Here is a 24723-nt window from a genome sequence, read left to right on the forward strand (position 1 = left end):
GCGATAGTCTGTAACTTACAGAGTTCAGGAGTCTTCGCATGGTCGCACGACGGTCGCCTCGCCGCTCCCTCCAGCTGGCCGAGATCGGCGCCAACATCCGGCGCTGGCGAGCTGTGAACGGGATGACCGCGTCCTCGCTCGCCGAGCGGGCGGGCGTCACCCGCGAGACGCTGCGCCGCCTGGAGGCGGGGGACGGCTCGGCCCGCCTCGACTCGGTCATCGCGGTCCTCGGGGCGCTCGGCATCGCGGACTCCCTCGTCCAGGCGACCGACCCCTACCGCAGCGAGACGGCGCGGGCTCGCATCGACGCGATCCTCGGCGCCGGCGGCTCAGTGTGACTGCCGGGCCGGTCGAGGTCCATCTCGACGACGAATCGCGGGGACTCGTGCGGGTCGGCACCCTCCATCCGTCGTTCGCGGGGCGCGTCCTCGCCTCGTCGTCCTTCCAGTACGACTCCGACTACCTGGCCTCGCCCGGCGCCTTCGCGATCTCGCCCGATCTGCCCCTCGTCAGCGGCAGGATCTGGACGCCCGAGTCGCACTCGCTCCCCGGTGCGCTCGAGGACGCGTCGCCGGACGAATGGGGTCGGCGTCTGATCGAGGCGAATCACGGCGCTCTCCGAAGGCAGGATCCGGCCGCGCCCGCACTGCGGGGTGCCTGGGACCACCTGCTGGGCGTCTCCGACGCCGCCCGGATGGGCGCGCTCCGCTTCCGGCTGCCCGGCGCGGAGGAGTGGTCCTCCTCGGACACCGGGGTGGCGAACGTCCACGAGATCGAGCGGATCCTGCGCGTGGCGGCGCGCTACGAGGCGGACGACGCCTCCGAGGAGGACGTCGCCTACCTCTCCGGGATCGCGACCTCGCCCGGTGGAGCTCGACCGAAAGCCAACGTCCTCCGCGCCGACGGCCGCCTCGCTCTCGCGAAGCTCCCGCACTCGAAGGACGAGGGTCTCGACGTCGAGCGCTGGGAGGCGGTGGTGCTCGTCCTGGCCGAGCGGATCGGCCTCCGGACTCCCGCGTGGACGCTGCTGCGCGCCTCGGCGGAGAAGAGCGTGCTGCTGCTCGACCGGTTCGACCGCACCGCCGCCGGCGGTCGTCGCGCCTACCTCTCCGCCGCCTCCGCCCTGGAGATCGGCGCGAACGATCTCGGCCGATACTCGTACGAGCAGTTCTCGGACGTGCTGGCGGACCTCAGCGCCGATCCGCGCACGGACCTGCGGGAGATGTTCACCCGGATCGCTCTGACGGTCCTCGTGAACAACGTCGACGACCATTGGCGCAACCACGGCTTCCTCCGGCAGGACGGAGGCTGGCGTCTCGCCCCGCTCTTCGACGTGAACGCGAGCACGAGCACCGGAGTCGTGCACTCGCGGCCGATCAGCGACCGCGACGACCCCCGCCACCGCGACCTCGGCGAGCTCCTGGCGACGGCCGACGCCTACCGACTCACCCGCCCCGACGCCGCGCGGATCGTGCGGGAGACCGCGGAGCAGGTGCGGGAGTGGGAGGCCGTCGCGATCGAGCTCGGCCTCCCCGTCGGGGAGCGGCGGAGGATGGCCCGCGCCTTCGACGCCGACCGGATCTCCCGGGCGCTCACGATCGGGTGACGGGCGGGCTCCTCTCCCTCCGGCCGCCCGAAACATCCCCGCAATCTGCCCCGCACTAGAGTCGTGCCATGGGTGACCTCTTCGACGGATACGGGTCCCAGAAGGTCGAGCGGCCCCGCACGGGCGCCTCACCCTGGGACGAGATGTTCGCCGATGTCGCGGCGACGAGCGGCCCCGCCGGCGTCCGCGACTCCTACCGCGACATCTACTCCTCGCTCGCGCGGATGACGCAGGAGGAGCTGCGCGGTCGCACCGATGCGCTCGCCTCCTCCTACCTCGCGCAGGGCGTGACCTTCGACTTCGCGGGCGAGGAGCGGCCCTTCCCGCTCGACGCCGTCCCGCGCGTGATCGAGAGCGCCGAGTGGAACGAGGTGCAGAGCGGCATCAAGCAGCGCGTCCGCGCGCTCGAGGCCTTCCTCGCCGACGTCTACGGCCCGCAGAACGCGGTGAAGGACGGCGTGATCCCCGCCGCCCTGCTCTCCAGCTCCAGCCACTTCCACCGCCAGGCCGCCGGGATCGAGCCGGCCAACGGCGTGCGGATCCAGGTGTCCGGCATCGACCTGATCCGCGACGAGGTCGGCGACTGGCGGGTCCTCGAGGACAACGTCCGCGTGCCCTCCGGAGTCTCCTACGTCATCTCGAACCGCCGGGTGATGGCGCAGACGCTGCCCGAGCTGTTCGTCTCGATGCGGGTGCGCCCGGTCGGCGACTACCCCAACCGCCTGCTCCAGGCCCTGCGCGCCTCCGCCCCGGAGGGCGTCGACGACCCCACCGTCGTCGTGCTCACGCCGGGCGTCTACAACTCGGCCTACTTCGAGCACACCCTGCTCGCCCGGCTGATGGGCGTCGAGCTGGTCGAGGGCCGCGACCTCTTCTGCACCGGCGGCAAGGTGTTCATGCGCACGACCTCCGGGCCCACCCGCGTCGACGTGATCTACCGCCGAGTCGACGACGAGTTCCTCGACCCGCTGCAGTTCCGCGCCGACTCGATGCTCGGCTCGCCCGGTCTGATGCTCGCCGCGCGCCTCGGCAATGTCACGATCGCGAACGCGGTCGGCAACGGCGTCGCCGACGACAAGCTCGTCTACACCTACCTGCCCGACCTGATCCGCTACTACCTCTCGGAGGAGCCGGTGATCAAGAACGTCGACACCTGGCGCCTGGAGGATCCGGGCGCGCTCGAGGAGGTGCTTGACCGCCTCGACGAGCTCGTCGTGAAGCCGGTCGACGGCTCCGGCGGCAAGGGCCTCGTGGTCGGGCCGGCCGCCTCGGCGAAGGAGTTGGCCGAGCTCCGCTCGCGGCTCCAGGCCGATCCGCGCGGCTGGATCGCGCAGCCGGTGGTGCAGCTCTCGACGATCCCGACGCTGGTGGACGACGGCATGCGGCCCCGGCACGCGGACCTGCGCCCCTTCGCGGTCAACGACGGCAAGGACATCTGGGTCCTGCCCGGCGGTCTCACCCGGGTGGCGCTGCCCGAGGGCCAGCTGGTCGTCAACTCGTCGCAGGGCGGCGGCTCGAAGGACACCTGGGTGGTCGGCCTCGAGGGCCAGCAGACCACCGAGCCGGACGCCCACGACATCTCCGGACTCGTCGAGGACCAGGCCGCGGTGACCAGCTCGATCCCGATCGTCTATCCGCTGAACCACACGCCCGACCAGTCGCCGCAGGACGCGGCCAACCACGACCAGGACCAGCAGCAGCAGCAGACGCTCGCCGCAGGGGAGGACGCCTGATGCTCTCCCGGATCGCCGAGTCGCTGTTCTGGATCGGCCGCTACATCGAGCGGTCCGACGGCACCGCACGCATCCTCGACGTCCACCTGCAGCTCCTGCTGGAGGACCCGTGGATCGACGAGGACACCGCCTGCCGCTCGCTGCTGTCGGTGATGGGATCGACCGCTCCGGACGACATGAAGGAGGTCACCCGCGCCGACGTGCTGACCATCCTCGCGATCGACCGCACGAACCCCGCCTCGATCGCCTACTCGCTCGGCGCCGCCCGCGAGAACGCCCGCCGTGCCCGCGAGATCGTCTCGACCGAGCTGTGGGAGTGCCTGAACACCACGCGCACCCGGATGCCCCGCCGCGTGACGGGGGAGCGGGTGTCGGAGTTCTTCGGCTGGGTGCGCGAGCGCTCGGCGCTCGCCGTGGGCATCATCGAGTCGGCCACCTCGCGCGACGAGGCCTGGCAGTTCTTCACCCTCGGCCGCTCGATCGAGCGTGCCGACATGACGGCCCGGCTGCTGGCGACCCGGTCGCTGACCGAGGCGAGCGGCCCGTCCTGGACCACGATCCTGCGCTCCTGCGGCGCCTACGAGGCGTACCTCCGCACCTACCGCGGCGTGCCGAGTGCGCGCAACGCGGCGGAGTTCCTCCTGCTCGACCGCCTCTTCCCGCGCTCGATCCTCTTCTCGGTCTCGCGTGCCGAGATGTGCATGCGCGACATCGAGCCGCGCACCGGCCGCGTCGGGCACACCGGCGACGCCCAGCGGGTGCTCGGCCAGATCCGCAGCGAGCTGGAGTACCGGCCGATCGCCGAGATCCTCGAGGACCTGCCGCGGCACATGGACAGCGTGCAGGAGGCGACCTCATCGGCCTCCGAGGCGATCCGCCAGCGCTACTTCCCCACCAACGTCATGCCGAGCTGGATCGGGGAGGCGCTGTGAGCAGGCTGCGCATCACGCACACGACAGGGTTCACCTACCGGGGCGACGTCGTCGCCTCCTACAACGAGGCGAGGATGCTCCCGGCGTCCTCGGACGGGCAGCTCGTGCTCTCGTCGAACCTGGTCATCCGCCCGGTCACCTCCGCGCACACCTACACCGACTACTGGGGCACCCGGGTCTCGTCGTTCGACGTGCTCGACCCGCACCAGGAGCTCTCGCTGACCGCGACCTCGCTCGTCGAGATCCGGCCCAAGGCGCACCCCGACCACCCCGTGGGCTGGGAGCAGCTGGACGATCAGGTCCAGACGCTGACCGAGTACGTCGAGCAGCTCAAGCAGACCAACCGCACGGCGCCGCCCGAGGACCTGGTCGAGCTCGCCCGCCGGCTGGCCGATGCGGCGGAGGGCCCGTGCGACGCGGCCCTGTCGATCGCCGAGACGATCGGCCGCGAGATGACCTACCGCCAGGGCGTCACCGGCGTGCACTCGACGGCGACCGAATCGTGGACCGCCCGCGAGGGGGTCTGCCAGGACATCACTCACATCGTCCTGGGCGCGCTGCGCTCGACGGGCATCCCGGCGCGCTACGTCTCCGGCTATCTCCACCCCAAGCCGAACGCGGCGATCGGCGAGACCGTCGTCGGCGAGTCGCACGCCTGGGTCGAGTGGTTCTGCGGCGGCGCCTGGCGCGGCTACGACCCCACCAACCTCATCGACATCGGCGACCGCCACGTGATCGTCGGCCGCGGCCGCGACTACAACGACATCGCGCCTCTCCGCGGCGTCTACGCCGGTCCGCACTCCTCGAAGCTGTTCGTCCGGGTGGAGATCACGCGCGAGGCGTGAGGGCGGGGTGCTCGGAGGCTGTGTTCCGCGCCAGTACGGATGGGCTGCGAGGGCGGCGATGCGCCCCGATGGCGATGCGCGAAACGCGGGTGCTAGCGTGATCACCGGTAGCGGGGGATGAAAGAGTTCCTCAGAGCGCCAATTCGAGAAACCCACGCCTTGCGCGTGGGTTTCTGCGTTGGCGGATACTCGTCGGATGCTGCTGGCCTACATCGATGAGATCGGCGAGACCGGTGCGTTCGTCTCGAAGACGGACCCTCGGTTCAGGACCAGTCCTGCGTTCGGGTATGCCGGCTTCATCGTGCCGGACGGTGCCGCGCGCCGCTTCGGACAGCTCTTCGATCGCGAGAAGCGGACCGTCTTCGCTCCGGACATCGCGCGCGCGGAGCATCCGGGGCGGTGGGAGAAGAAGGGCTCGGAGATCTTCCACTCCTTCACCGCCCAGCACCATCCGGAGCAGATCCGAGTCTTCAACGGCCTGGTCCGTCACCTCTGCGAGAGGTTCGGTGGGGCCTTGTTCTTCTACGCCGACGAGAAGCCGATCGGGACGCCGAAGCAGACGCATCTCGACAAGGACGATCGCGAGACCAGGGCCATGCGGGAGGCCCTCAACCGGCTCTGCACCTACTCCGATCGCAGAGATCAGCAGCTCCTCGTCACGATCGACCAGATCAACGAGAAGGACCGCGCGAAGCGATTGCCGCTCATGTACGGACACATCCTCGGACGAGCGGGCGAGCACCCCGAGATGAGGCGGATCGTGGAGCCCCCCATGCACGTCGACAGCGCGCTCAGCGCGAACGTCCAGTTCGCCGACTGGGTCGCCGCGGCGGTGACTCGCGGGATCGAGCGCCAGCTCCTGGTGACCGAGGTCGAACGGAACGCCTGGGTCCCGCTGACCCTGTCGCCGACCCTCAGGCGCGCGTTCACCGGGGAATCGAAGCTCCATCTGCAGCACCGTGCTCACGAGGACCTGCACGGTGCTGCCGTCTTCGCTGCCGTGAGGCCGCTCGCGGGACGAGACGGTGTGCGCCGGATCCTGGAGTCGGTCCCGCCCGAGCAGTATCAGCGGATGCGAGACGCAGCGGAACGCGCCTCGGGACGAGGGAGGCCCTCGTCGCGAGCCGAGTAGCACGCCTCGAAGCTGTTCGTCCGGGTGGAGATCACGCGCGAGGCGTGAGGGCGGGGGTCGTCACGAGGGCGACCTCCTCCTGGGCGGCGGGCTCGCCGGCGCGGGCGCGGCGGCGGGTGCGCAGGTACCAGCCGAGGCCGACGCCGGCGGCGAGGGCTCCGGAGGCGGCGCCGACGAGCATCGCCCAGCGCGGGCCGTAGGCGTTGGCGACCCAGCCGATCAGCGGGGCGCCGATCGGGGTGCCGCCCATGAAGATCGCCATGTAGAGCGCCATCACCCGGCCGCGCATCTCCGGCGTGGTCGAGAGCTGGACGTAGCCGTTCGCGGAGGTCATCAGCGTCTGCGCGGCGATGCCGACGAAGGGCAGCAGGATCGCGAAGGCCCAGACGGTCGGCATCAGGCCGGCGAGGGCGAGCGCGACGCCGAACGCCGCGGCGGCGCCGACGATCAGACGCAGCCGGGGGCGGTCGCGCCGAGCCGAGAGCAGGGCGCCGACCACCGAGCCGACGGCGATGGCGGAGGAGAGCAGGCCGAACTCGCTCGCGCCCATGTCGAACTCGACCGTCGCCATCGTCGACGCGAAGATCGGGAAGTTGAGGCCGAAGGTGCCGATCAGGAAGACGATCGAGAGCACGACCAGGATGTCCGGCCGCCGCGAGACGTAGCGGAAGCCCTCGAGCAGCGCGCCCGGGCCGCGGGTCGCGCGCGGGGCGGAGCGCAGTTGCTCCCGGTGCAGGAAGCGCAGCGAGACCAGCACCGCGATGAAGCTCGCCGCGTTGAGGAGGAAGACCCAGCCGGAGCCGACCGCCGCGATCAGCACGCCCGCGAGGGCCGGGCCGATCATCCGCGCGGAGTTGAAGGAGGCCGAGTTCAGCGACACCGCGTTGGAGAGGTCGCGCTCCTCGACCAGCGCGGAGACGAAGGTCTGGCGCACCGGAGCGTCGATCGCGGCGGCGAAGCCCAGGAGCAGCGCGAAGACGTAGACCATCCAGAGCTGGACGATCCCGGTCACGACGATCAGGCCGAGCGCGAGGCCGAGGACGGCCATCGCGGCCTGCGTCGCCATCAGGAGCTTCCGGCGGTCGAAGCGGTCGGCGATGAAGCCGGAGAAGGGGACCATCAGCAGCTGCGGGCCGAACTGCAGCGCCATCGTCACGCCGAGCGCGGTCGCGTCGTGGTCGGTCAGATCGTTGATGACGATCCAGTCCTGGGCCGTGCGCTGCATCCAGGTGCCGATGTTGGAGACCATCGCCCCGGCGAACCAGATGCGGTAGTTCGGCACCGCGAGCGAGCGGAACATCGCGCTCATCGGTCCGCCACCTCGCGCAGCAGCGCGGCGGCGTCGTGCAGCAGCCGGCGCTGGGCGGGATCGAGCTCGCGGAGGCGGGCGATGAGCCAGGCGTCGCGGCTGCGCCGGACGTCGAGGACCAGCTCGGAGCCGCGCGCGGTCGCGCGGATGCGGGTGACGCGGCCGTCGGCCGGGTCGGGGAGGCGCTCGACGAGTCCGTCGTCGGCGAGGCAGCCCACGGTGCGTGTCATCGAGGGCGGACGGACGCGCTCCGCCTCGGCGAGCTCGCCGAGCGTGCGCGGTCCTTCGCGGTGCAGCAGGGCGAGGACGCCGAACTGCGCGTCGCTCAGCTCGTGCTCCGCCTTCTCCTGACGCAGGCGGCGGCCGAGCCGGCCCACGGCGATGCGCGTCTCGCCGGCGAGGGCGGGGAGATCGGTGTCGGCAGGAGTCACATAGTTAGCCTAACAAAAGAGTTGGCCCGCTGCATGCTGATCGAGTGGCCTGCGCAGCGGGCGTCCCCTCCGCTCGATACGCCCCTGCGGGGCTACTCGACCAGCATGGAGTGGGTCGATGGGGATCGAGCAGCCCGAGCGTGAGTGCGGTCAGTCGATGAGGAGCATGCTGGTCGAGTAGCCGCGCAGCGGCGTATCGAGATCCCGGTCCGCCGATCCCCCCCCCGTTGTGGCCACGCCGATCGCGACAGCTTGGCGGGACGGGCGGCGCTCAGTACGGTCGGAGGCAGACCAGGCCGGGGACACAACGCGTACGGTGACCTGGTCCGATCGGCCGCCCGACCCGAAAGGGCGGCTCCCGCGCCCCGGCCTGGCCTCCGCCTCCCGTCGTTCCGCGACGGCAGCGGGACGGGCGGGTCAGGTCCGACGGGCGGTGCGCACCGCGCCGACGCTCGCCGCCACGACGAGGGCGATGCCGACCGCCTCGATCGCGGTCAGCCGCTGGCCCAGCACCAGGAACCCCGAGAGCGCGGCGGCGCCGGGCGCCAGCGCCATCAGGATCGAGAAGGTCGACGAGCGCAGGCGCCGCAGCGCCAGCAGCTCCAGCGCGTAGGGCAGTGCGGACGACAGCACGGCGACCGCGAGTCCGAGCAGCAGCACCGGCGGCAGCACGAGCGCGGGCCCGGCCGTGGCGATGCCGAACGGCAGCGACACGATCGCGCCGGCGGTCAGCGCGAGCGCGAGGCCGTCGAGTCGCGGGAAGCGCCCGCCGGTCCGCCCGGCGAAGACGATGTAGGTGGCCCAGAGCGCCGCCGCGCCGAGCGCGAAGGCGACGCCGACGGGGTCGAGCGAGGAGAAGCCGCCCTGCGAGAGCACGACCACGCCGCCGAGGGCGAGCGCCGCCCAGAGCAGGCTGACGAGGCTCCGCCCGGCGATCACCGACAGCACCAGCGGACCGAGTACCTCGAGCGTCACCGCCGCGCCCTGCGGGATCCGGGCGATCGCCTCGTAGTAGCAGGCGTTCATCCCGCCGAGGGCGAGGCCGTAGGCGCCGACGGTGGCCCAGTCCGAGCCCGAGTAGCCGCGGATCCGCGGCCGGCAGACGACGAGCAGCACCAGCGCGGAGAAGACCAGGCGCAGGGTCACCGTGCCGATCGGCCCGGCGGCGGGGAAGAGCAGGACGGCGAAGGACGCGCCGAGCTGCACGCTCGCGATCGAGCCGAGCACGAGTCCGATCGGCCCCGCGCTCGCCCGGGCGGGCGGGACGGCGTTCAGCTCGAGCGCCGCTGCTTCTGCACGGGAGGGACGTTGTAGCCGAGCAGTCCGACACCGGTCTCGTCCCAGAGCAGGGTCGTCAGCGACACGTTGTCGACCGAGGGGAAGGTGTGCCGGTAGGTCTCGGGATTGATGCCGAGGTAGGCGCAGAGCAGGAGCCGGATGAGCGTGCCGTGCGCGACGACGAGCACGCGGCCGTCCGGGTGGTCGCGGTGGATGCGGGCGAGCGCCGTGTTGGCGCGGGCGACGGCGTCGAGGCCGGACTCGCCGCCGGGCATCGGCTGGATCGCGGGCGCGGCGACCCAGGCGCGGTACTCGTCGGGGAACCGCTTCTCCATCTCGGCGTTCGTCAGCCCCTCGCCCTGGCCGAAGTCGACCTCGACGAGGGCCGGGTCGAGCTGCACCTCGAGGTGGGCGGCCCGGGCGGCGGGGACGGCGGTCCGCACGGCGCGGACCAGGGTGGAGGAGTACACCGCGTCGAGCTCGGCATCGACGGCCCAGGAGGCGAGCGTCGCCGCCTGGTCCTGGCCGAGCGGGGTCAGTGCGATGTCGGAGGAGCCCGCGTAGCGGTTCTCGGCGTGCCAGACGGTCTCTCCGTGCCGGGCGAGGATCAGGGTCGTCACTCGACGAGCCTACCGAGGCGGCCCCTGGGAGCCCGACCGCAGCGGGGAACCCGGCCGGTCATGCGGCGCGCACGTCGTAGTGCGCGTCCACCAGCACCGGGAGGTGGTCGGAGACGCCCTGCGGCAGGGTCGAGACCCGCTCGATCCGCACCGAGTCGCTGATCGCGAAGTCGAAGTGCCCGCTGAAGTAGCGGTAGCGCGCGTAGGTCGGGGAATCACTGCGCGACACGAGGTAGCCGTTCCGCGTCATCTTGCGGTCGAGTCCGCGGAAGAACCAGGGGTAGTTGTAGTCGCCGACCATCAGCGACGGGGTGTCCGGGGCGTAGTCGCGGAGACGGTCGAGCGCCTCGCCGATCTGCTTCCGGCGCAGCGCGTTGCCGGCCGAGAGCGGAGCCGCGTGGAAGGACGAGACGGCGATCGATCCGCCCTCGCGGTCCTCGAGCCGGACGGCGAGCAGGCGCTCGTGAGCGGGGGACATCACCCGGTCGTGCATCGACTTGCTGAGCTCGAACGCGGCGCTGCCGAGGAGCTCGAAGCGGGCATGCGAGTAGTAGACGGCGAGCCCGAGGCGGTTGCGCGCGGTCACCGAGGCGAGCCGCAGATCGCCGAGCTCCTGGGGGAGCTTGGTGGTGTCGCACTCCTGGAGGCAGAGGACGTCGACGTCGTGCCGGGCGGCGAGAGGGGCGATCTCGCCGTGCGCCCGGTGCTCCCGGAGGTTGTAGGAGATCACGCGGAGAGCGCGTTCGTTCGGCTGCATTGCGCCAGTGTAGGGCCGCCGGCGGGGGCCTCCGGCGACGTTCCGGCGAACACGGAGGGACGGCGCAGGGCCCCCGCGCTTCCCGGCCGGCGCGGTGCCGGAGGGGAGGTGCGAGGGCCCTGCGGAGGGGCGGTCAGTGACCGGCGGTGCCCGACGCGTCGGTGCCGTCGGCGGTCTCCGCGTCGGTGCCGTGGACGCCGTCGGTGGGTCCCCAGTCGGGCAGGGGCGGGTTCTGCTCCTCGCCCGCGGCGTCGACGCCGTCGGGTCCATCGGGGGACGGGCTGCCCACCTCGTCGAGTCCGGCGGGGTTCCCGGTGCCGGCGCTGCCGGTGGTCTCCTCGGGGTCGACGGGGGTGGTCTCGATGTCGTTCTCGGAGCTGCTCATAGGGCAACGCTAGGACGCCTCCTCCGCGCCCGGAAGCCCCTTGCGTCTCGCCCGGAAGCGGCTGCCATCGAACGCCGTCCCACTGACGGGGGACAGGCTCCGGGCGCTGGCGCCGGCCTGCGCCTCTCGCGAGCATCGAGCCGGACCACCCGTCACCGTCGCCGGTGTGGCGCCGAAGCCCGCGCACCTCGACCGGAAGGCCACACCGTGACCCACGACTCCTCGCCCCGCCCCGATTCCGACCGCCTGGTCACCCGCCGCTCCGTCACCGCCGCCGCCGCGTGGACCGTGCCGGTCGTCGCCGTCGCCGTCGCCACCCCGTCCGCTGCGGCGTCGATCGTCGATCTCGGCGCCTACGCGCTCCGCGGCACCTGCGGCACCCTCGGCCTGATCGGTCCCGGCTTCCTGCTGCAGGCGGGCCCCACGGAGCCGCTGCCGACCGGCACGACCGTCATCATCACCGGCTCCGGGGTCGCCAACATCGGCGTCTTCTCGGTCTCGGGAGGCACGGCCACCGTGAACGTGCTGAGCAACACGTCCCGTCAGATCACGCTGACCGCCCCGCTGGCAGCGGGAGCGACCATCGCCCTCCGCACGACGCTCTCGATCAGCGTCGCCTTCCAGCTGAACGCCGTCTCGACGCTGCCCTCCGGCTACAGCGGGACCGGCTCGAAGACCGCGGCGAACGTGTCGAGCACGCTCATCCTCTGCTCCGCGAACTGACGAGCGGAACGGCGAAGGCCCTCCTCCTCCTTCTCGGAGGGGAGGGCCTTCGCCGTTCGTGCGGTGCGGAGCGGCGGCTCAGCGCCCGTAGGCGCCCGCGGCGGGGCAGTCGAACGGATCGCCGCCGGCCGAGAGGCCCACGCGGTTGAGGTAGCGGACGACGATGCCGTACGACTCGAGCAGCGAGGTCTCGGTGTAGGGGATCTGGTGCGTCGCGCAGTACTCCTTGGCGATGACCTGGGCCTCGCGCAGGGCGGGGCGGGGCATGTTCGGGAAGAGGTGGTGCTCGACCTGGTAGTTCAGGCCGCCCATGAAGTAGTCGTTGAACCAGTTGCCGCGGATGCTGCGCGAGGTGAGGACCTGGCGGCGCAGGAAGTCGACGCGCGCCTCCTTGGGCAGGATCGGCATGCCCTTGTGGTTCGGGGCGAACGAGGCGCCCATGTAGAGGCCGAAGACGGCCATCTGCACGCCGACGAAGGCGAAGGCCATGCCGAGCGGCAGCGCCCAGAAGACGACGGCGAGGTACAGGCCGACGCGGGCGACGAGCATCGAGATCTCGACCCAGCGCTTGTCGACCTTGCCCTTGCCGAACACGGTCCGGAAGCCGTGCAGGTGCAGGTTGATGCCCTCGAGCAGCAGCAGCGGGAAGAAGGCGTAGCCCTGGCGGCGGGTGAGCCAGGCGTAGGCGCCGCGCGAGCGGGCCGCGTCCTCCGGAGTGAACGACACGACGTCGCGGACGATGTCCGGGTCCTTGCCGAGCACGTTCGGGTTGGCGTGGTGGCGGCTGTGCTTGTTCATCCACCAGGAGTAGCTGATGCCGACGACGAGGTTCGCGAGCGTGCGGCCGGCGACGTCGTTGGCCTTGCCGGACTCGAACACCTGGCGGTGCGAGGCCTCGTGCGCGAGGAAGGCGAACTGGGTGAGGACGATGCCCAGCGCGGCGGCGAGCAGCAGCTGGAACCAGGAGTCGCCCAGCAGGACGAAGCCGGTGACGATGCCGCCGAGGGCGAGCGTCAGCACGGAGAAGAGGATGTAGTAGAAGCCGCGGCGGCGGCGGAGGAGCCCGGCGTCGCGCACGGTGCTCAGCAGACCGGAGTACTCGGTCGTCGGGTTGGTGTTGCCCTCGCCGCGGGGGCGGGTGCGGATCACACGGGGGGAGGCCTGGACCCGGGGGGAGGCCTCGACCCGGGGGGCGGTGGGGACGTTTCCGTCGGACAGTGCGGTGGGGGTGCTCATCGGCGCCTCGCTCGTTCGGGGTGGCCGTCCTCGTCGACGGCCGCTCGGTGAGCGATCCCCGGGAGGTCCGGGTCCGCTCATGGTGTTCACCGCGTCGGTAGGGGCCGGACGAGGCTGCGGCCAACCGGGTTCCGGGGCGACCGAGGTCAACACTATGGGGTGCCGCGCGGCCCCGCATCAGGGCGATTGCCAGTCTTCGAGAGGCATGCCGGAGGGGGCATGCGATGAGGAGAACTCCGGGCCGACCAGGCGTTCGTCGACCCGGAGCACTCCGCTCGGTCAGGAGCCGATCGAGTCCTGCGGACGGCCCGACTTGAGGGCGGCCAGGCGCGCCTCGACCTCGGTCATCTCGCCGAGGTCCTCGAGCGACTCGAACTGCGCGTCGAGGCTCGAGGACGCGAGCTCCTCGGCGCCGCGCACGCGGGCCTCCTCGCGGCGGATCTTCTGCTCGAAGCGGCTCACCTCGCTGGTCGGGTCCATGATGTCGATGCTCTTGATCGCGTCCTGGACCTGCGACTGCGCCTCGACGGTCTTGGAGCGGGCGATCAGCTCGTCGCGCTTGGACGAGAGCTGGTTGAGCTTCTCGCGCATCTGGTTGAGGCCCGACTTGAGCTTGTCGACGACCTCGGTCTGCGAGGCGATGGTCGGCTCGGCGTCCTTCGCCTCCTTCTCGGACTGGATCTGGCGGGTGAGGGCGACCTTGGCGAGCGCGTCGAACTTGTCGGCGTCGCCGGCGTTGCCGGAGGTGCGGAGCTCGTCGGCCTTGCGGCTCGCGGCGAGCGCCTTGCCGCCCCACTCGTCGGCGTTCTGCACGTCCTCGCGGTAGTCGTCCTCGAGCAGGCGCAGATTGCCGATGGTCTGCGCGATGGCGGCCTCGGCGTCGCGGATGCTGTCGGTGTAGTCGCGGACCATCTGATCGAGCATCTTCTGCGGGTCCTCGGCCTGATCGAGGAGCGCGTTGATGTTGGCCTTCGCGAGCTGCGCGATGCGGCCGAAGATCGACTGTTTCTGAGCCATGCTGTCTCTCCTTGGGTGAGGTGCTTGCGGGCGGGGGCCGAGCGGATGCGGGCCCGGGGTCTGTGAGCGGGGTCGTCGGATCGAGCGGGTGGTCCGGAGCGGGTCAGAAGCGTCCGCCGCCGCCGCGACGGCCGCCGCCGCCACCGCCGCCGAAGCCGCCGCCGGAGGAGCGACGGGAGCCGCCGCCGCCGAAGCCGCCACCGCCTCCGAAGCCACCGCCGCCGAAGCCGCCGGAGCGGTAGCCGGAGCGCCGGCCGCCGCCGCCGAGGAGCGACTCGACGAGGATGCCGCCGAGGAAGGCGCCGGTGGTGTTGCCGCCGTAGCCGCCGCCGAGGCCGGGGGCGGAGTAGGCGCTCGCGTCGGAGCGGGCGGCCTGGAGCGCCTGCTGCGCGAGGGCGGAGGCGCGCTGCGCGGAGGCGAGCGCCTCGGCCGGGTCGGTGGCCGCGATCTGCGCCGCGTACTCCGCCGAGCGCGCGGCCTCGGCGACGCGGGTGCGCGCCTGCGAGCCGACCGCCCCGCGCCGGGCGGCGATGAAGTCCTCCGCGGCGGACACCCGGCTGCGGGCGGCGCCGATCTCGGCGGCGAGGGCGGCCCGCTGGCGCTCGCGCTGCGCCTGGGCGTCGCGGTAGCCGCCGACCGCGGCGTCGATGGTGGCGTCGGCCGCCGTCAGACGCTCCAGCAGCGCGAGCGGGTCGCGCGGGCTCGCGGCGGCGTCGCGCTCCACGGCGTCGAGGGCGGCCTCCGTCGTGGCGACCGCGGACTGCACGTTCGCGACGAGGGGTGCGCTCGCGGCGTCGGCGGAGTCGCCCGCCGCCACGATCGTGCGGCCCTGGGTGACGTCGGCGCGGATCTCGGCGACCCGCCCCGCGAGGGTGCGCTCCGCCTCCTGCAGATCGGTGGAGCGGGTGGCGACGGCGTCGAGGAGGCCCGAGGCCTGCTCGGCCGCCTGCTGGCCGGCGCGCAGGAGCACGGCCGCGCGGCCCGAGTCGCCGGCGGTGAGGGTCGTCCGCGCCTCGGTCACCTGGTCGTCGGCGAAGCGGAGGCGGTCCTCGGCCTGGTCGGCGTCGTCCTCCACGTCGTCGATCGCCGTCGGGGCGTAGCGGGTGGAGAGGTCGGTCAGCAGTGCGCGGGTCGGGGAGAGGCGGGCCCGGACCTCCGCGGTGCGCGCGGTCAGGCGGGCGGCCACCTCCGGGGCGTTCTTCTCGAGGGCGCGGAGCTCCTCGAAGGCCTCGGCCTTCTCGTCGAGCACCTGCTCGGCGTCGGCGCAGAGCTGCAGGATGCGGCCGTAGCCGTCGCGGCGCTCCTGGTCGGTCTCCGGCTCCGCGTCGTCGAGCCGCTGCTGGAGGGCGAAGGCCTCGCCGAGAAGCCGCTTCGCGGTCGTGAGTGCCTCGCGGAAGGGGCCGGTCGCGTCCGAGCCGAACTGCGCCTCCGCGAAGCCGACCTCCTGCTCGCTGGTGCGCACGGCGTCGTCGGCGTGCACGAGGGCGGATCCGGCGCGGGTGGCGAGCTCGTCGATCGACGCCTCCACGGCCTCGGCGGCCTTCCTGCGACGCGCGCGGCGGACGAGGAGCCAGACGATCACGCCGACGACGACCAGTGCTGCCAGCACGGCGAGGACGATCAGGAGGCCGGAGCCGAGCGCCTGGCCCGCGCTCGGGGCGTCGAGGCGGGTGCCGATGCCCTGGGCGGCGGCGACAGCGGCGCCGGCCCAGTCGCCGTCGACGAGCTGCGGCTCGATGTCGTCGGTCTCCAGCGCGGAGACCTGGCCGGCGTCGAGGGCGAAGCCGTTGTCGACGGACACCTGGTACTGCCGGGACTCGACCGCGACGGCGAGGAGGACGTCGTTCGTGCCGAGTCCGTTGAGCTCGGCGGTCGCGTCCGACCAGCGCTCGTCGCCGGTGGTGCCGGTGAAGGTGTCGACGTAGGCGACGAAGAGCTGGACGCTGTGCTCCTGGTAGAGCTGGGCGGAGGCGGCCTCGATGTCGCTGATCTCCGCGGAGCTGAGGACTCCGGCCGAGTCGAGGACGACGGAGGAGCCGAGCGTCGCGGGCGGCTCGGCCGCGGCGCCGGCGGCAGGGACGAGCGCGAGCGCGGCGGCGGCGAGCAGGGCGAGGAGCGCTGCGATCGGCGATCGGCGGGCGCCCCGGCGGGCCACGGCCCTCGTCGGGGATGAATCGTTCGGCATCGCGCACTCCCTCGTCGTTCGCCTCCCGAGTGTAGACAGCCCGGGTGTCACCCGAGCGAGGGCTGTCCGAGAGGGGAGAGCGGAGAGGTGGGCAGTGCGCACCGGGGTCCGGAGTCTTCAGAGCCAGGCCGGTCGACGATGCGTGATCGAGTGGTCAGTCGCGGGAGTCGTCGTTCTCAGTGTCTGCAGCGGCGATCAGAATCGACCTCCGCCACCACGGCGGCCGATTCCTGAATACGAGCAGTGCCGTTTGTAGTGTCCTTCCGGCACGCGACTGTCCACGTCCTTGAGAGCGCTCGACCTCGCGGACGCCTCGGTGTTCCCCTCGCCGTAGCCCTCGATGTAGCCGATCGTCTCGTTGGGCTTGATGCGGACGAGCTGGCACTTCGCATTCGCCGTGTAGATGTGACCTTCCACCGAAGTCTGGAACTCGGAGCGCTCGAGAGCGTTCATCACAGTGGGAACGGCTGCTCCAACCACGACGACCAGCGCCGCGGCGAGACAGAGAGCGGTCGATCGTTTCATTGCACGATTCCTCGTTGATCTGGTGCAGAGAACGGCGCAACCGTAGGTCGACCGGCTCGCCGAGGAGCCGGCTGGCGTGGAGTGCTGTCGCGCGACGCCCGGCCGGCCCGCGCACCGCGGGTGGGAGAACGCCGGGAGGCGGAATGCGCGCGGCGCGGGCGCCGTTGCCTCCGGGGTGCGTCCCGGGAACGGTGACGTGCCCTCCCCCCGCTCTCCGATCGAAAGGCGATCCGTGGATCCCTTCTCCCCCCTCTCCGCCGGCGACCTCGAGCTGCCGAACCGCCTCGTGATGGCGCCGATGACGCGCCTGCGCGCCGACGAGCAGGGCGTCCCCGGCGCCCTCATCGCCGAGCACTACGCCCAGCGCGCCTCCCTCGGCCTGATCATCAGCGAGGGCGTCTTCCCGAGCGCCGAGTCGAAGGCGTACCCGGGCCAGCCCGGCATCGTCACCGCCGAGCAGGCCGAGGGCTGGAAGGGCGTCGCCGACGCCGTGCACGCGGCCGGCGGCCGCATCGTCATGCAGGTCATGAACGGCGGGCGCGTCACGCACACCGACGTCACCGGCACCGACCGCATCGTCGCGCCGAGCGCCGTCGCGATCGACGGCGAGGTCCGCGTCCCGAGCGGCGAGAAGAAGCCGTTCCCGGTCCCGCACGCGCTGACCACCGAGGAGCTCGCCACCGTCCGCGACGAGTTCGTCGCCGGCGCCCGCCGCGCCGTCGACGCCGGCTTCGACGGCGTCGAGGTGCACGGAGCCAACGGCTACCTGCTGCACGAGTTCCTCTCGCCGGTCTCGAACGTCCGCACCGACGCCTACGGCGGAAGCCCCGCCGCCCGTGCCGCGTTCGTGATCGAGGTCACCCGCGCGGTCGCCGAGGAGATCGGTGCCGGCCGCGTCGGCATCCGCCTCTCGCCCGCGCACAACATCCAGGACGTCGTCGAGACCGACGAGGCCGACGTGCGCGCCACCTACGATGCGGTCGTCGACGGCCTCGCGCCGCTGGGCCTCGCCTACCTCAGCGTCCTGCACGCCGAGCCAGCCGGCGAGCTGGTCCAGGACCTGCGCACCCGCTTCGGCGGCGTCTTCGTCGCGAACAGCGGCTTCGGCAGCCCGACCTCCCGCGAGGAGGCGACGTCGCTGATCACCGAGGGCCACGCCGACGCCGTCGCGGTGGGTCGTCCGGTCATGGCCAACCCCGACCTCGTCGAGCGCTGGCAGGGCGGCCACCCCGAGAACGAGCTCGTCCAGGAGACCGTCTACGGCGGTGGCGCCGAGGGCTACACCGACTACGAGCGCCTCTCGGCGTAGTCACCCGAGCACGCAAGAAGGCCCGCTCCCTCAACGGGGGAGCGGGCCTTCCGCATGTCACTGACGGTCAGTCGAGGTCGAGGCCGCCCTTGAGCTCCTGCTCGACCTGCTCGACGGTCTGCGGGTCGCCGTGCTCGACGTCCGACTCGTCGGCGGCGTCGCCGCGGCGGCCCTCGCCGACGGCGCGGATCGAGGCCAGCTCGTCGGCGAGCGCCGGGTCCACGGCTCGGCCGGTGTCGCCGTCGTCGGCGCTCACGACTCGATCTCCCCCGCGGAGACGGCCTCGGCGTACTTGCGGAGGTCCGGGCCGGGCTCGAAGTCGATGAACTGATCTTTCAGTCGTGCGTTCAGCTCGGCGAAGACGTCCTCCCAGGGCTCGCCCTTCTTGGTCTTCGCGAGGTCGAGCACCGCCTCGCGGAGGACCCTGTCCGAGTCCTCGAGGATCTTGTCGCGGGCTTCGTCGTTCCAGCGGATGTCCTGTGCGTCCATGCCTCGACCGTAGGCGCGCGGCCCGCCCCGACGCAGGGACTTGCGGACCGCGCGAGCGAGGCGTAGGCGCTGCCGATCCGTCGGGAACGGTCGTCTCGCCCGTGTGGCGAGAGCCGTTCGCGACGGATCGACGGCGCGGGTCAGGACAGGTGCGGGACGACGTCGCGCTCGAAGAGCTCGAGGCCGGAGCGGTCGTAGGCGGCGTCCGGGAAGTACGTGATCGCGTAGTCCATGCCGCGCTCGCGCATGTCGCCGAGGCGGTCGACGATCTGCGCGGGGGTGCCGACCGCGAGCGCGTCGGGGCTGCGGTACTCCGCGACGAAGGCAGCAGCCGCCTCGGCGCCGAGCGCGGGGGTGACGCGGTCCTCCAGGCGCTGCAGGCCCTTCTCGACCTCCGCCTGCGTCTCGGCGATCATCACGTTGTAGTTGGAGCTGCGGGTGATCGCCGCGTAGTCGGTGCCGAGCCGCTCGCAGTGGCCGCGGAGGACGGCGCTCTTGTGCTCGAACGCCTCCGGGGCGCCGGCGAAGTTGGTGTACTGCGCGTACTGCGCCGCGATGCGCAGCGTCACCTTCTCGCCGCCGCCGGCCACCCAGAGCGGGATGCCGCCGTCCTGCAGGGGGAGCGGGCGGTTCACCGCGCCGTCGACCTGGTAGTACCGGCCGTCGAGCGTCGAGACGCCCTCGGTCCAGGCCTGGCGCATGATCTGCACGCCCTCGTCGAGCCGACCGAGGCGCTCGGCGATCGGGGGGAAGCCGTAGCCGTAGGCGCGCCACTCGTGCTCGTACCAGCCGCCGCCGATGCCCATCTCCACCCGGCCGCCGGAGACGATGTCGACGGTGGTGGCGATCTTGGCGAGGTGCGCGGGGTTGCGGTAGCTCATGCAGGTGCACATCTGGCCGAGCCGCACCCGCGAGGTGGCGGCGGCGAACGCGGCCATCAGCGTCCAGGCCTCGTGGGTCGCCTCCTCCGTCACCACCGGGACGGTGTGGAAGTGGTCGTAGACCCACACCGACTCCCACGGGCCGGCGTCGGCGTGCTGGACGAGGTCGCGCATGGTGCGCCACTGCTCGGCGGGATCGATGCCGACGAGATCGTGGCGCCAGCCCTGGGGGATGAAGAGTCCGAATCGCATGCCGCCGACCCTAGGGTGGCGCGACGCCCGGGTCGAGGGGGTGGCGGCGGCCGGATACGCTTCCGACCGATGCTGACGTTCACCGAGGACCTCGCCCTCCCCGTCATCCTGCTGATGATCCTGGCCGCGTTCGCCGCGGGCTGGATCGACGCGGTGGTGGGCGGCGGCGGCCTGCTCCAACTCCCCGCCCTGCTGCTCGTGCCGGGCATCTCGCCCGTGCAGGCGCTCGCGACCAACAAGCTCGCCTCGATCTTCGGGACGACGACGAGCGCGATCACCTTCTACCGGCGGGCGAGGCCGGACCTGCGGACGGCGCTGCCGATGGCGGCGGTGGCGCTGGCCGGCAGCTACGGGGGAGCGAACCTCGCGGGGCTGCTGCCCGCCTCGGTGTTCAAGCCGATCATCGTCGTCGCGCTGATCGTCGTGGCCGTGGTGACGATCGCGCGGCCGGCGATGGGCGCTGTCACCGCGCTCAAGCACGCCGGGCGCCGGCACCTGGTGACCGCGGGGGTGCTCGGGCTCGTCATCGGCTTCTACGACGGGCTGATCGGACCGGGGACCGGGACGTTCCTGATCATCGCGCTGATCACGGCGCTGGGCTACGACTTCCTGCTCGCGAGCGCGAAGGCGAAGATCGTCAACGTCGCGACGAACCTCGGTGCGCTGCTGTACTTCGTGCCGGGCGGCCACGTGATCTGGGTGCTCGGGCTGTTCATGGGGCTCGCGAACGTGGCGGGTGCCTACCTCGGCTCGCGGATGGCGGTCGCGAAGGGCAGCCGGTTCATCCGGATCGCGTTCCTCGTGGTCGTCGGGGCGCTGATCGTGAAGCTCGGCTTCGACGTCTGGACGGAGAACCTGGCGCCGCTGCTGGGCTGACCGGGCAGGGCGCACGCAGAACATCAGCCAGGAGGGGCCGTCATCGCTGATCGCGGATGACGGCCCCTCCCGGCTGACGTTCTGCGGTCGGATCAGCCGAACGGGATCGCTCCGACCAGGACGCCGACCGCCAGCATCACCAGCGAGACGATCACCGCGCGCCAGAGGACCTTGCGGTGGTGGTCGCCCAGGTTGACCGCGGCGAGCGAGACCAGCAGCAGGATCGCCGGCACGAGCGGGCTCTGCAGGTGGACGGGCTGGCCGGTGATCGAGGCGCGGGCCATCTCGACCGGATCGATGCCGTACTGCGCGGCGCTCTCGGAGAGCACCGGGAGGATGCCGTAGTAGAAGGCGTCGTTCGACATGAAGAAGGTCATCGGGATGCTCAGCACGCCGGTGATCACGGCGAGGAACGGGCCGAGCGCGGGCGGGATGACGTCGACGACCCACTCGGCCATCGCGTCGACCATGCCGGTGCCGTTGAGGACGCCGATCAGGACGCCGGCCGCGAGGACCATCGAGACGACGCCGACGATGCTCGGCGCATGCTTGACGATCTCGGACGCCTGGTCCTTCATCTTCGGGAAGTTGATCAGCAGCGCGACCGCGGAGCCGACCATGAAGACGTAGGGGAGCGGGAGGACGTCGGCGACGAGGAGGGTCATCACGGCGAGGGTGAGCACGAGGTTGACCCAGATCAGCTTCGGGCGGAGCGTCTCGCGCTCGGGGTCGAGCATGGTGTCGGCCATCGCGGTGTCCGCGTCGTCGGCCTGGACGCGGGCGGCGACGGCGACCTGGGCGCCGCGCAGCGACTCCGGGCCGCGGAGGAAGGAGAAGCGCTCGCGGGCCACGGTGCGGATGCCGCCGGTGAGGGCGGCGAGGCCGCCGGTGCGCGCTCCGGAGCGGGCCGCGCCGCCGCGGGACGAGCCGGCGCCGACGAGCTCCTGCTCGAGCATCGGCTCGGCGAGGGCGAGCGAGCCGAGGCGGCGGCGCTCGCCGAGCCCGAGGAACCAGGCGAAGACCAGCGTGACGGCGAGGCCGACGGCGAGCGAGGGCAGCATCGGCACGAAGATCTCGCTCGGCGAGACCTGCAGCGCCGCGGCGGCGCGCACCGTGGGGCCGCCCCAGGGGACGATGTTGAGCGTGCCGTTGGCGAGGCCGGCGACGCAGGTGAGGACCACGGGGTTCATCCCGAGGCGGAGGTAGATCGGCAGCATCGCGGCGGTGGTCACGATGAAGGTGGTCGAGCCGTCGCCGTCGAGCGAGACCGCGCCGGCCAGCAGGGCCGTGCCGAGGACGACCTTGGCCGGGTCGTCGCCGAGCGCGCGGACGATGAAGCGGATCAGCGGGTCGAAGAGGCCGACGTCGATCATGATGCCGAAGTACATGATCGCGAACATCAGCAGGGCGGCCGTGGGGGCGAGGCTGCCGATCGCCTCGAGCACCATGTCGCCGATGCCGAGACCGGCGCCGGCGAAGAGCCCGAAGATCGTCGGGACGACGATCAGGGCGACCATGGGCGTGAGCCGCTTGGTCATGATCAGGGCCATGAAGGCCAGGATCATCGTGAATCCGAGTACTACCAACACTGCTGACTCCTTCGTCGTCGTGCGTCCGGGATCCCGCGGCGGGCTCTCCAGGTCGTGGACACACTAGGCAGCCCACGGTGCCCGGCCCGGGTATCGCTCATTAGCGCGCGATCTGCGCATAGTGTGGGTTCTGCGCATTCTGCGCAGCCGGCCCGAGGGTTGTCCCGATCAGCCCGGCCGTCTCGACGACGAGGAGTTCGATGCGCTTCGCGACCCACGTGCTCGTGCTGCAGCTCGCGACGGTCACGGCGGCCGTCCTGGTCTGCGCGGGCCTCGTCACCGCGCTGAGCGTGCAGCAGCTGCAGGGCGAGGCGGAGGAGACGGCGCTCGCCATCGCCCGCACCGTCGCCGAGGACGCCGACGTGCGCGACGCGGTCGCCTCCTCCTCCGCCGACCCGGCCGTGCCCTCCCGGGCCGAGCTGGAGGGCGGGACGCTCGAGACCGCCGCCGAGGCGATCGAGGAGCGCACGGGCGCCCTCTTCGTGGTGATCACCGACGACCGCGGCATCCGGCTGGCCCACCCCGACCCCGAGCGGCTCGGCGAGGTGGTCTCGACGAGTGCGGAGGAGGCGCTCGCCGGCCGGGAGTCGGTGTCCTGGGGCACCGGCACGCTCGGGGAGTCCGCGCGGGCGAAGGTGCCGGTCTACGGGCCGGACGGCGCGCGCGTGGTCGGCGAGGTGAGCATCGGCTTCGCCCGCTCCAGCGTCTTCGACGACCTGCCGACCGCGCTGCTGGGCGTGCTCGCGGCGGCGCTCGCCGGCCTGGTGCTCGCGGCCGTCGCCTCCGTCTTCATCCGGCGCCGGCTGCTGCGGCTGACGCTCGGCCTCGCGCCGGAGGAGCTCACCGCGCTGGTGCAGGACCAGGCCGCGGTGCTCGACGGAGTCGACGAGGGGGTGCTCGCCCTCGACCGCGACGGACGGGTCGGCGTCTGCAACGCCCGCGCCGCGGCGATCCTCGGCTCGGAGGATCCGACCGGTCGCGCCCTGCACGGCCGCGCGCTCGCCGACCTCGGGCTGCCGCAGCCGCTCGCCGACGCGATCGCCGCGGCCCTCGCCTCGACGGAGCCCTCCCGCGGCACCGGCGAGGAGGGCTTCGTCGTGCGCTCCCGCATCGTCTACGTCGACATCCGGCGGGTCACCCGCGGCGACCGCGATCTCGGCGTCGTGGTGGTGCTGCGCGATCGGACGGCGCTCGCCGCGCTCAGTCGGCGCCTCGACGCCGTCGGCGCGATGACCAACGCGCTGCGGGTGCAGCGGCACGAGTTCGCCAACCGGCTGCACGTGGTCGCCGGGCTGCTCGACGCCGGCCGGATCGGCTCGGCGCGCGAGTACCTCGACGAGGTGCTGACCCGCGGGCCGCTGAAGTATCCGGTGCAGCACGCCGACCGGCTGCAGGAGCCGTACCTCCAGGCGCTGGTCGGCGCGAAGGGGATCGAGGCGGCCGAGCGCGGCGTGCTGCTGACGCTGGGTGAGGAGACGCTGGTGCGCGGGACGGTGATCGAGCCGGAGGACGTCGCGACGGTGGTCGGCAACCTCGTCGACAACGCCGTGCGCGCGGCGGTCGAGGGGAGCCGGGACGTCCGGTTCGTCGAGATCGAGCTGCTCGACGACGGGGACGCGCTGTTCGTGACGGTCGCGGACTCGGGAGACGGCGTCGCCGATCCGGAGTCGCTCTTCGCGCGCGGGCCGGGCGCGGTGGACGAGGACGACGACCGCGTGCACGGCCGCGGCTTCGGGCTGCCGCTCTGCCGCGAGGTCGCGGCGCGGCGCGGCGGCGAGGTCTGGCTGGCGGACGCCGGTGGCGAGTCCTCCGGGGCGGTGCTCTGCGCGCGGCTGCCGGGCGCGGTCCTGCCGCCGGAGGAGCTGCCCGACGAGTCGCCGCTCGAGGAGGAGGACCGATGACCCCGGATCAGCAGGAGCGCACCGTGCTCGTCGTCGACGACGACTTCCGGGTGGCGCAGCTGCACGCCGACCTGGTCGACACCCGGCAGGGCCTGCGGGCGCTGCCGCCGGTGCACACCGCCCGGGCGGCGCGGGCGGCGGTGCTCGAGCACGCGCCGGACCTGCTGCTGCTCGACGTGCACCTGCCGGACCAGAGCGGGATCGCGCTGCTGCGCGAGCTGGAGACGGACGCGTTCGTGGTGAGCGCCGCCTCCGACGGGGCGACGGTGCGGAAGGCCCTGCACGCTGGGGCCCTCGGCTACCTGATCAAGCCGTTCGACGCGCGGCTGCTCGGCGAGCGCCTCGACGCCTACGTGCGCTTCCGCAACGTGCTGCGCGAGGACCGGGTCGCCGACCAGGAGGCGGTGGAGCGGGCGCTGCGCATCCTGCACTCGGGCGATGCGGCGGCGACCCAGCCGTCCCGCTCGGCGACGGAGCAGCTGGTGCTGGCGCGCCTGTCCGAGTCGGCCGCGGAGCTCTCGGCGCTCGACGTCGCGGAGCGCGCCGGCATCTCCCGCGCGACCGCTCAGCGCTATCTCTCGGGCCTCGCGGGCCGCGGCCTGGTGGAGATGACCCTCAGCTACGGGACGACGGGCCGCCCGGAGCACCGGTACCGAGCGAAGTAGTCACACAACGAAGGCTGGGACGCACGACCCGGAGGATTCGTCCCCGG

25 protein-coding genes are annotated in these 24723 nt (G+C 72.3%); 11 read left to right on the top strand and 14 right to left on the bottom strand.

The window, feature by feature from the left end:
- Positions 1-38: 38 nt before the first annotated feature.
- The 6 genes from EDF22_RS01685 to EDF22_RS01710 all read left to right on the top strand — a co-directional run bounded on the left by EDF22_RS01685 (position 39) and on the right by EDF22_RS01710 (position 6248).
- Positions 39-338 (top strand): helix-turn-helix domain-containing protein, encoded by a 300-nt coding sequence (locus tag EDF22_RS01685; protein WP_123701950.1) that lies wholly within the window; start codon positions 39-41, stop codon positions 336-338.
- The gene (locus EDF22_RS01690; RefSeq protein ID WP_123701952.1) at positions 335-1606 is read left to right on the top strand and encodes a type II toxin-antitoxin system HipA family toxin; all 1272 of its coding nucleotides are present in this window, start codon (positions 335-337) and stop codon (positions 1604-1606) included. The genes EDF22_RS01685 and EDF22_RS01690 overlap by 4 nt, the downstream gene beginning before the upstream one ends.
- A gap of 68 nt (positions 1607-1674) precedes the next feature.
- Positions 1675-3339 carry a circularly permuted type 2 ATP-grasp protein gene (locus EDF22_RS01695; protein WP_123701954.1) on the top strand — a complete coding sequence of 555 codons (1665 nt, stop codon included), beginning with the start codon at positions 1675-1677 and terminating at the stop codon, positions 3337-3339.
- On the top strand, positions 3339-4271 hold the full coding sequence (locus EDF22_RS01700) for an alpha-E domain-containing protein (protein WP_123444951.1): 933 nt from the start codon (positions 3339-3341) through the stop codon (positions 4269-4271). Before EDF22_RS01695 ends, EDF22_RS01700 begins: the two co-directional genes overlap by 1 nt.
- Complete coding sequence (locus EDF22_RS01705; protein ID WP_123444952.1) at positions 4268-5116, top strand: transglutaminase family protein; 849 nt, start codon at positions 4268-4270, stop codon at positions 5114-5116. Before EDF22_RS01700 ends, EDF22_RS01705 begins: the two co-directional genes overlap by 4 nt.
- Before the next feature lie 196 nt (positions 5117-5312).
- Positions 5313-6248: a DUF3800 domain-containing protein gene (locus tag EDF22_RS01710; protein WP_123701956.1), complete on the top strand. Its 936-nt coding sequence runs from the start codon at positions 5313-5315 to the stop codon at positions 6246-6248.
- 31 nt (positions 6249-6279) lie between these two features.
- Here the strand turns inward: EDF22_RS01710 and EDF22_RS01715 are convergent, their stop codons facing one another.
- From EDF22_RS01715 to EDF22_RS01740, 6 genes are all read right to left on the bottom strand, one after another.
- A complete protein-coding gene (locus EDF22_RS01715) occupies positions 6280-7557 on the bottom strand; it encodes an MFS transporter (protein ID WP_123701957.1) in 1278 nt (425 codons plus the stop codon).
- Complete coding sequence (locus EDF22_RS01720) at positions 7554-7988, bottom strand: MarR family winged helix-turn-helix transcriptional regulator (protein ID WP_123701959.1); 435 nt, start codon at positions 7986-7988, stop codon at positions 7554-7556. The genes EDF22_RS01715 and EDF22_RS01720 overlap by 4 nt, the downstream gene beginning before the upstream one ends.
- 417 nt (positions 7989-8405) lie before the next feature.
- Positions 8406-9215, bottom strand: a complete 810-nt coding sequence (locus tag EDF22_RS01725) for a DMT family transporter (protein ID WP_260302417.1) — start codon at positions 9213-9215, stop codon at positions 8406-8408.
- A 44-nt stretch (positions 9216-9259) separates the two neighbouring features.
- Positions 9260-9886 (bottom strand): histidine phosphatase family protein, encoded by a 627-nt coding sequence (locus EDF22_RS01730; RefSeq protein WP_123444957.1) that lies wholly within the window; start codon positions 9884-9886, stop codon positions 9260-9262.
- 58 nt (positions 9887-9944) lie between these two features.
- Positions 9945-10643 carry an endonuclease/exonuclease/phosphatase family protein gene (locus EDF22_RS01735; protein WP_123444958.1) on the bottom strand — a complete coding sequence of 233 codons (699 nt, stop codon included), beginning with the start codon at positions 10641-10643 and terminating at the stop codon, positions 9945-9947.
- A gap of 133 nt (positions 10644-10776) precedes the next feature.
- Complete coding sequence (locus tag EDF22_RS01740; protein ID WP_123701963.1) at positions 10777-11028, bottom strand: hypothetical protein; 252 nt, start codon at positions 11026-11028, stop codon at positions 10777-10779.
- A 207-nt stretch (positions 11029-11235) separates the two neighbouring features.
- Here EDF22_RS01740 and EDF22_RS01745 point away from each other — a divergent pair, with 207 nt between their 5' ends.
- Entirely contained in the window at positions 11236-11751 is a 516-nt protein-coding gene (locus EDF22_RS01745) for a hypothetical protein (RefSeq protein ID WP_148059079.1), read from the top strand.
- Between the two features lie 78 nt (positions 11752-11829).
- Here the strand turns inward: EDF22_RS01745 and EDF22_RS01750 are convergent, their stop codons facing one another.
- From EDF22_RS01750 to EDF22_RS01765, 4 genes are all read right to left on the bottom strand, one after another.
- Entirely contained in the window at positions 11830-12987 is a 1158-nt protein-coding gene (locus tag EDF22_RS01750) for an acyl-CoA desaturase (RefSeq protein WP_123701965.1), read from the bottom strand.
- 279 nt (positions 12988-13266) lie between these two features.
- Complete coding sequence (locus tag EDF22_RS01755) at positions 13267-14004, bottom strand: PspA/IM30 family protein (protein WP_123444961.1); 738 nt, start codon at positions 14002-14004, stop codon at positions 13267-13269.
- Positions 14005-14107: 103 nt separating this feature from the next.
- Positions 14108-16189 carry a TPM domain-containing protein gene (locus EDF22_RS01760; RefSeq protein ID WP_123701967.1) on the bottom strand — a complete coding sequence of 694 codons (2082 nt, stop codon included), beginning with the start codon at positions 16187-16189 and terminating at the stop codon, positions 14108-14110.
- A 195-nt stretch (positions 16190-16384) separates the two neighbouring features.
- Positions 16385-16714 carry a hypothetical protein gene (locus tag EDF22_RS01765; RefSeq protein ID WP_148059080.1) on the bottom strand — a complete coding sequence of 110 codons (330 nt, stop codon included), beginning with the start codon at positions 16712-16714 and terminating at the stop codon, positions 16385-16387.
- A gap of 232 nt (positions 16715-16946) precedes the next feature.
- Between EDF22_RS01765 and EDF22_RS01770 the strand changes: the two genes are divergently transcribed.
- The gene (locus tag EDF22_RS01770) at positions 16947-18023 is read left to right on the top strand and encodes an alkene reductase (RefSeq protein ID WP_123701971.1); all 1077 of its coding nucleotides are present in this window, start codon (positions 16947-16949) and stop codon (positions 18021-18023) included.
- A 67-nt stretch (positions 18024-18090) separates the two neighbouring features.
- On the opposite strand, the gene EDF22_RS01775 is transcribed toward EDF22_RS01770, so the two are convergent.
- The 3 genes from EDF22_RS01775 to EDF22_RS01785 all read right to left on the bottom strand — a co-directional run bounded on the left by EDF22_RS01775 (position 18091) and on the right by EDF22_RS01785 (position 19645).
- On the bottom strand, positions 18091-18279 hold the full coding sequence (locus EDF22_RS01775) for a hypothetical protein (protein ID WP_123444966.1): 189 nt from the start codon (positions 18277-18279) through the stop codon (positions 18091-18093).
- Positions 18276-18512, bottom strand: coding sequence for a hypothetical protein (locus EDF22_RS01780; protein WP_123444967.1), 237 nt, complete (start codon positions 18510-18512; stop codon positions 18276-18278). Before EDF22_RS01780 ends, EDF22_RS01775 begins: the two co-directional genes overlap by 4 nt.
- 140 nt (positions 18513-18652) lie before the next feature.
- Positions 18653-19645, bottom strand: coding sequence for an LLM class F420-dependent oxidoreductase (locus tag EDF22_RS01785; RefSeq protein ID WP_123701973.1), 993 nt, complete (start codon positions 19643-19645; stop codon positions 18653-18655).
- A gap of 69 nt (positions 19646-19714) precedes the next feature.
- On the opposite strand from EDF22_RS01785, the gene EDF22_RS01790 reads away from it, so the two are divergent.
- Positions 19715-20521 carry a TSUP family transporter gene (locus tag EDF22_RS01790; protein ID WP_123444970.1) on the top strand — a complete coding sequence of 269 codons (807 nt, stop codon included), beginning with the start codon at positions 19715-19717 and terminating at the stop codon, positions 20519-20521.
- A gap of 92 nt (positions 20522-20613) precedes the next feature.
- On the opposite strand, the gene EDF22_RS01795 is transcribed toward EDF22_RS01790, so the two are convergent.
- A complete protein-coding gene (locus EDF22_RS01795) occupies positions 20614-22086 on the bottom strand; it encodes a CitMHS family transporter (protein WP_123701975.1) in 1473 nt (490 codons plus the stop codon).
- Between the two features lie 224 nt (positions 22087-22310).
- On the opposite strand from EDF22_RS01795, the gene EDF22_RS01800 reads away from it, so the two are divergent.
- Positions 22311-24011, top strand: a complete 1701-nt coding sequence (locus EDF22_RS01800; RefSeq protein ID WP_123701977.1) for a sensor histidine kinase — start codon at positions 22311-22313, stop codon at positions 24009-24011.
- Positions 24008-24676 carry a response regulator gene (locus EDF22_RS01805; protein WP_123701979.1) on the top strand — a complete coding sequence of 223 codons (669 nt, stop codon included), beginning with the start codon at positions 24008-24010 and terminating at the stop codon, positions 24674-24676. The genes EDF22_RS01800 and EDF22_RS01805 overlap by 4 nt, the downstream gene beginning before the upstream one ends.
- The last annotated feature ends 47 nt before the right edge of the window (positions 24677-24723 follow it).

Source organism: Rathayibacter sp. PhB127, from assembly GCF_003751665.1.
In the GTDB taxonomy this organism is placed as follows: Bacteria; Actinomycetota; Actinomycetes; order Actinomycetales; family Microbacteriaceae; genus Rathayibacter; species Rathayibacter festucae.

Excerpts from the sequence above, each read along its gene's own strand:
- EDF22_RS01700 (WP_123444951.1), top strand. The coding sequence starts at position 3,339 with ATGCTCTCCCGGATCGCCGAGTCGCTGTTCTGGATCGGCCGCTACATC.
- EDF22_RS01755 (WP_123444961.1), bottom strand. The coding sequence starts at position 14,004 with ATGGCTCAGAAACAGTCGATCTTCGGCCGCATCGCGCAGCTCGCGAAG.
- EDF22_RS01780 (WP_123444967.1), bottom strand. The coding sequence starts at position 18,512 with ATGGACGCACAGGACATCCGCTGGAACGACGAAGCCCGCGACAAGATC.
- EDF22_RS01805 (WP_123701979.1), top strand. The coding sequence starts at position 24,008 with ATGACCCCGGATCAGCAGGAGCGCACCGTGCTCGTCGTCGACGACGAC.
- EDF22_RS01765 (WP_148059080.1), bottom strand. The coding sequence starts at position 16,714 with ATGAAACGATCGACCGCTCTCTGTCTCGCCGCGGCGCTGGTCGTCGTG.
- EDF22_RS01760 (WP_123701967.1), bottom strand. The coding sequence starts at position 16,189 with ATGCCGAACGATTCATCCCCGACGAGGGCCGTGGCCCGCCGGGGCGCC.
- EDF22_RS01800 (WP_123701977.1), top strand. The coding sequence starts at position 22,311 with ATGCGCTTCGCGACCCACGTGCTCGTGCTGCAGCTCGCGACGGTCACG.
- EDF22_RS01735 (WP_123444958.1), bottom strand. The coding sequence starts at position 10,643 with ATGCAGCCGAACGAACGCGCTCTCCGCGTGATCTCCTACAACCTCCGG.
- EDF22_RS01715 (WP_123701957.1), bottom strand. The coding sequence starts at position 7,557 with ATGAGCGCGATGTTCCGCTCGCTCGCGGTGCCGAACTACCGCATCTGG.
- EDF22_RS01685 (WP_123701950.1), top strand. The coding sequence starts at position 39 with ATGGTCGCACGACGGTCGCCTCGCCGCTCCCTCCAGCTGGCCGAGATC.
- EDF22_RS01790 (WP_123444970.1), top strand. The coding sequence starts at position 19,715 with ATGCTGACGTTCACCGAGGACCTCGCCCTCCCCGTCATCCTGCTGATG.
- EDF22_RS01795 (WP_123701975.1), bottom strand. The coding sequence starts at position 22,086 with ATGATCCTGGCCTTCATGGCCCTGATCATGACCAAGCGGCTCACGCCC.
- EDF22_RS01695 (WP_123701954.1), top strand. The coding sequence starts at position 1,675 with ATGGGTGACCTCTTCGACGGATACGGGTCCCAGAAGGTCGAGCGGCCC.
- EDF22_RS01750 (WP_123701965.1), bottom strand. The coding sequence starts at position 12,987 with ATGAGCACCCCCACCGCACTGTCCGACGGAAACGTCCCCACCGCCCCC.
- EDF22_RS01740 (WP_123701963.1), bottom strand. The coding sequence starts at position 11,028 with ATGAGCAGCTCCGAGAACGACATCGAGACCACCCCCGTCGACCCCGAG.
- EDF22_RS01710 (WP_123701956.1), top strand. The coding sequence starts at position 5,313 with ATGCTGCTGGCCTACATCGATGAGATCGGCGAGACCGGTGCGTTCGTC.
- EDF22_RS01785 (WP_123701973.1), bottom strand. The coding sequence starts at position 19,645 with ATGCGATTCGGACTCTTCATCCCCCAGGGCTGGCGCCACGATCTCGTC.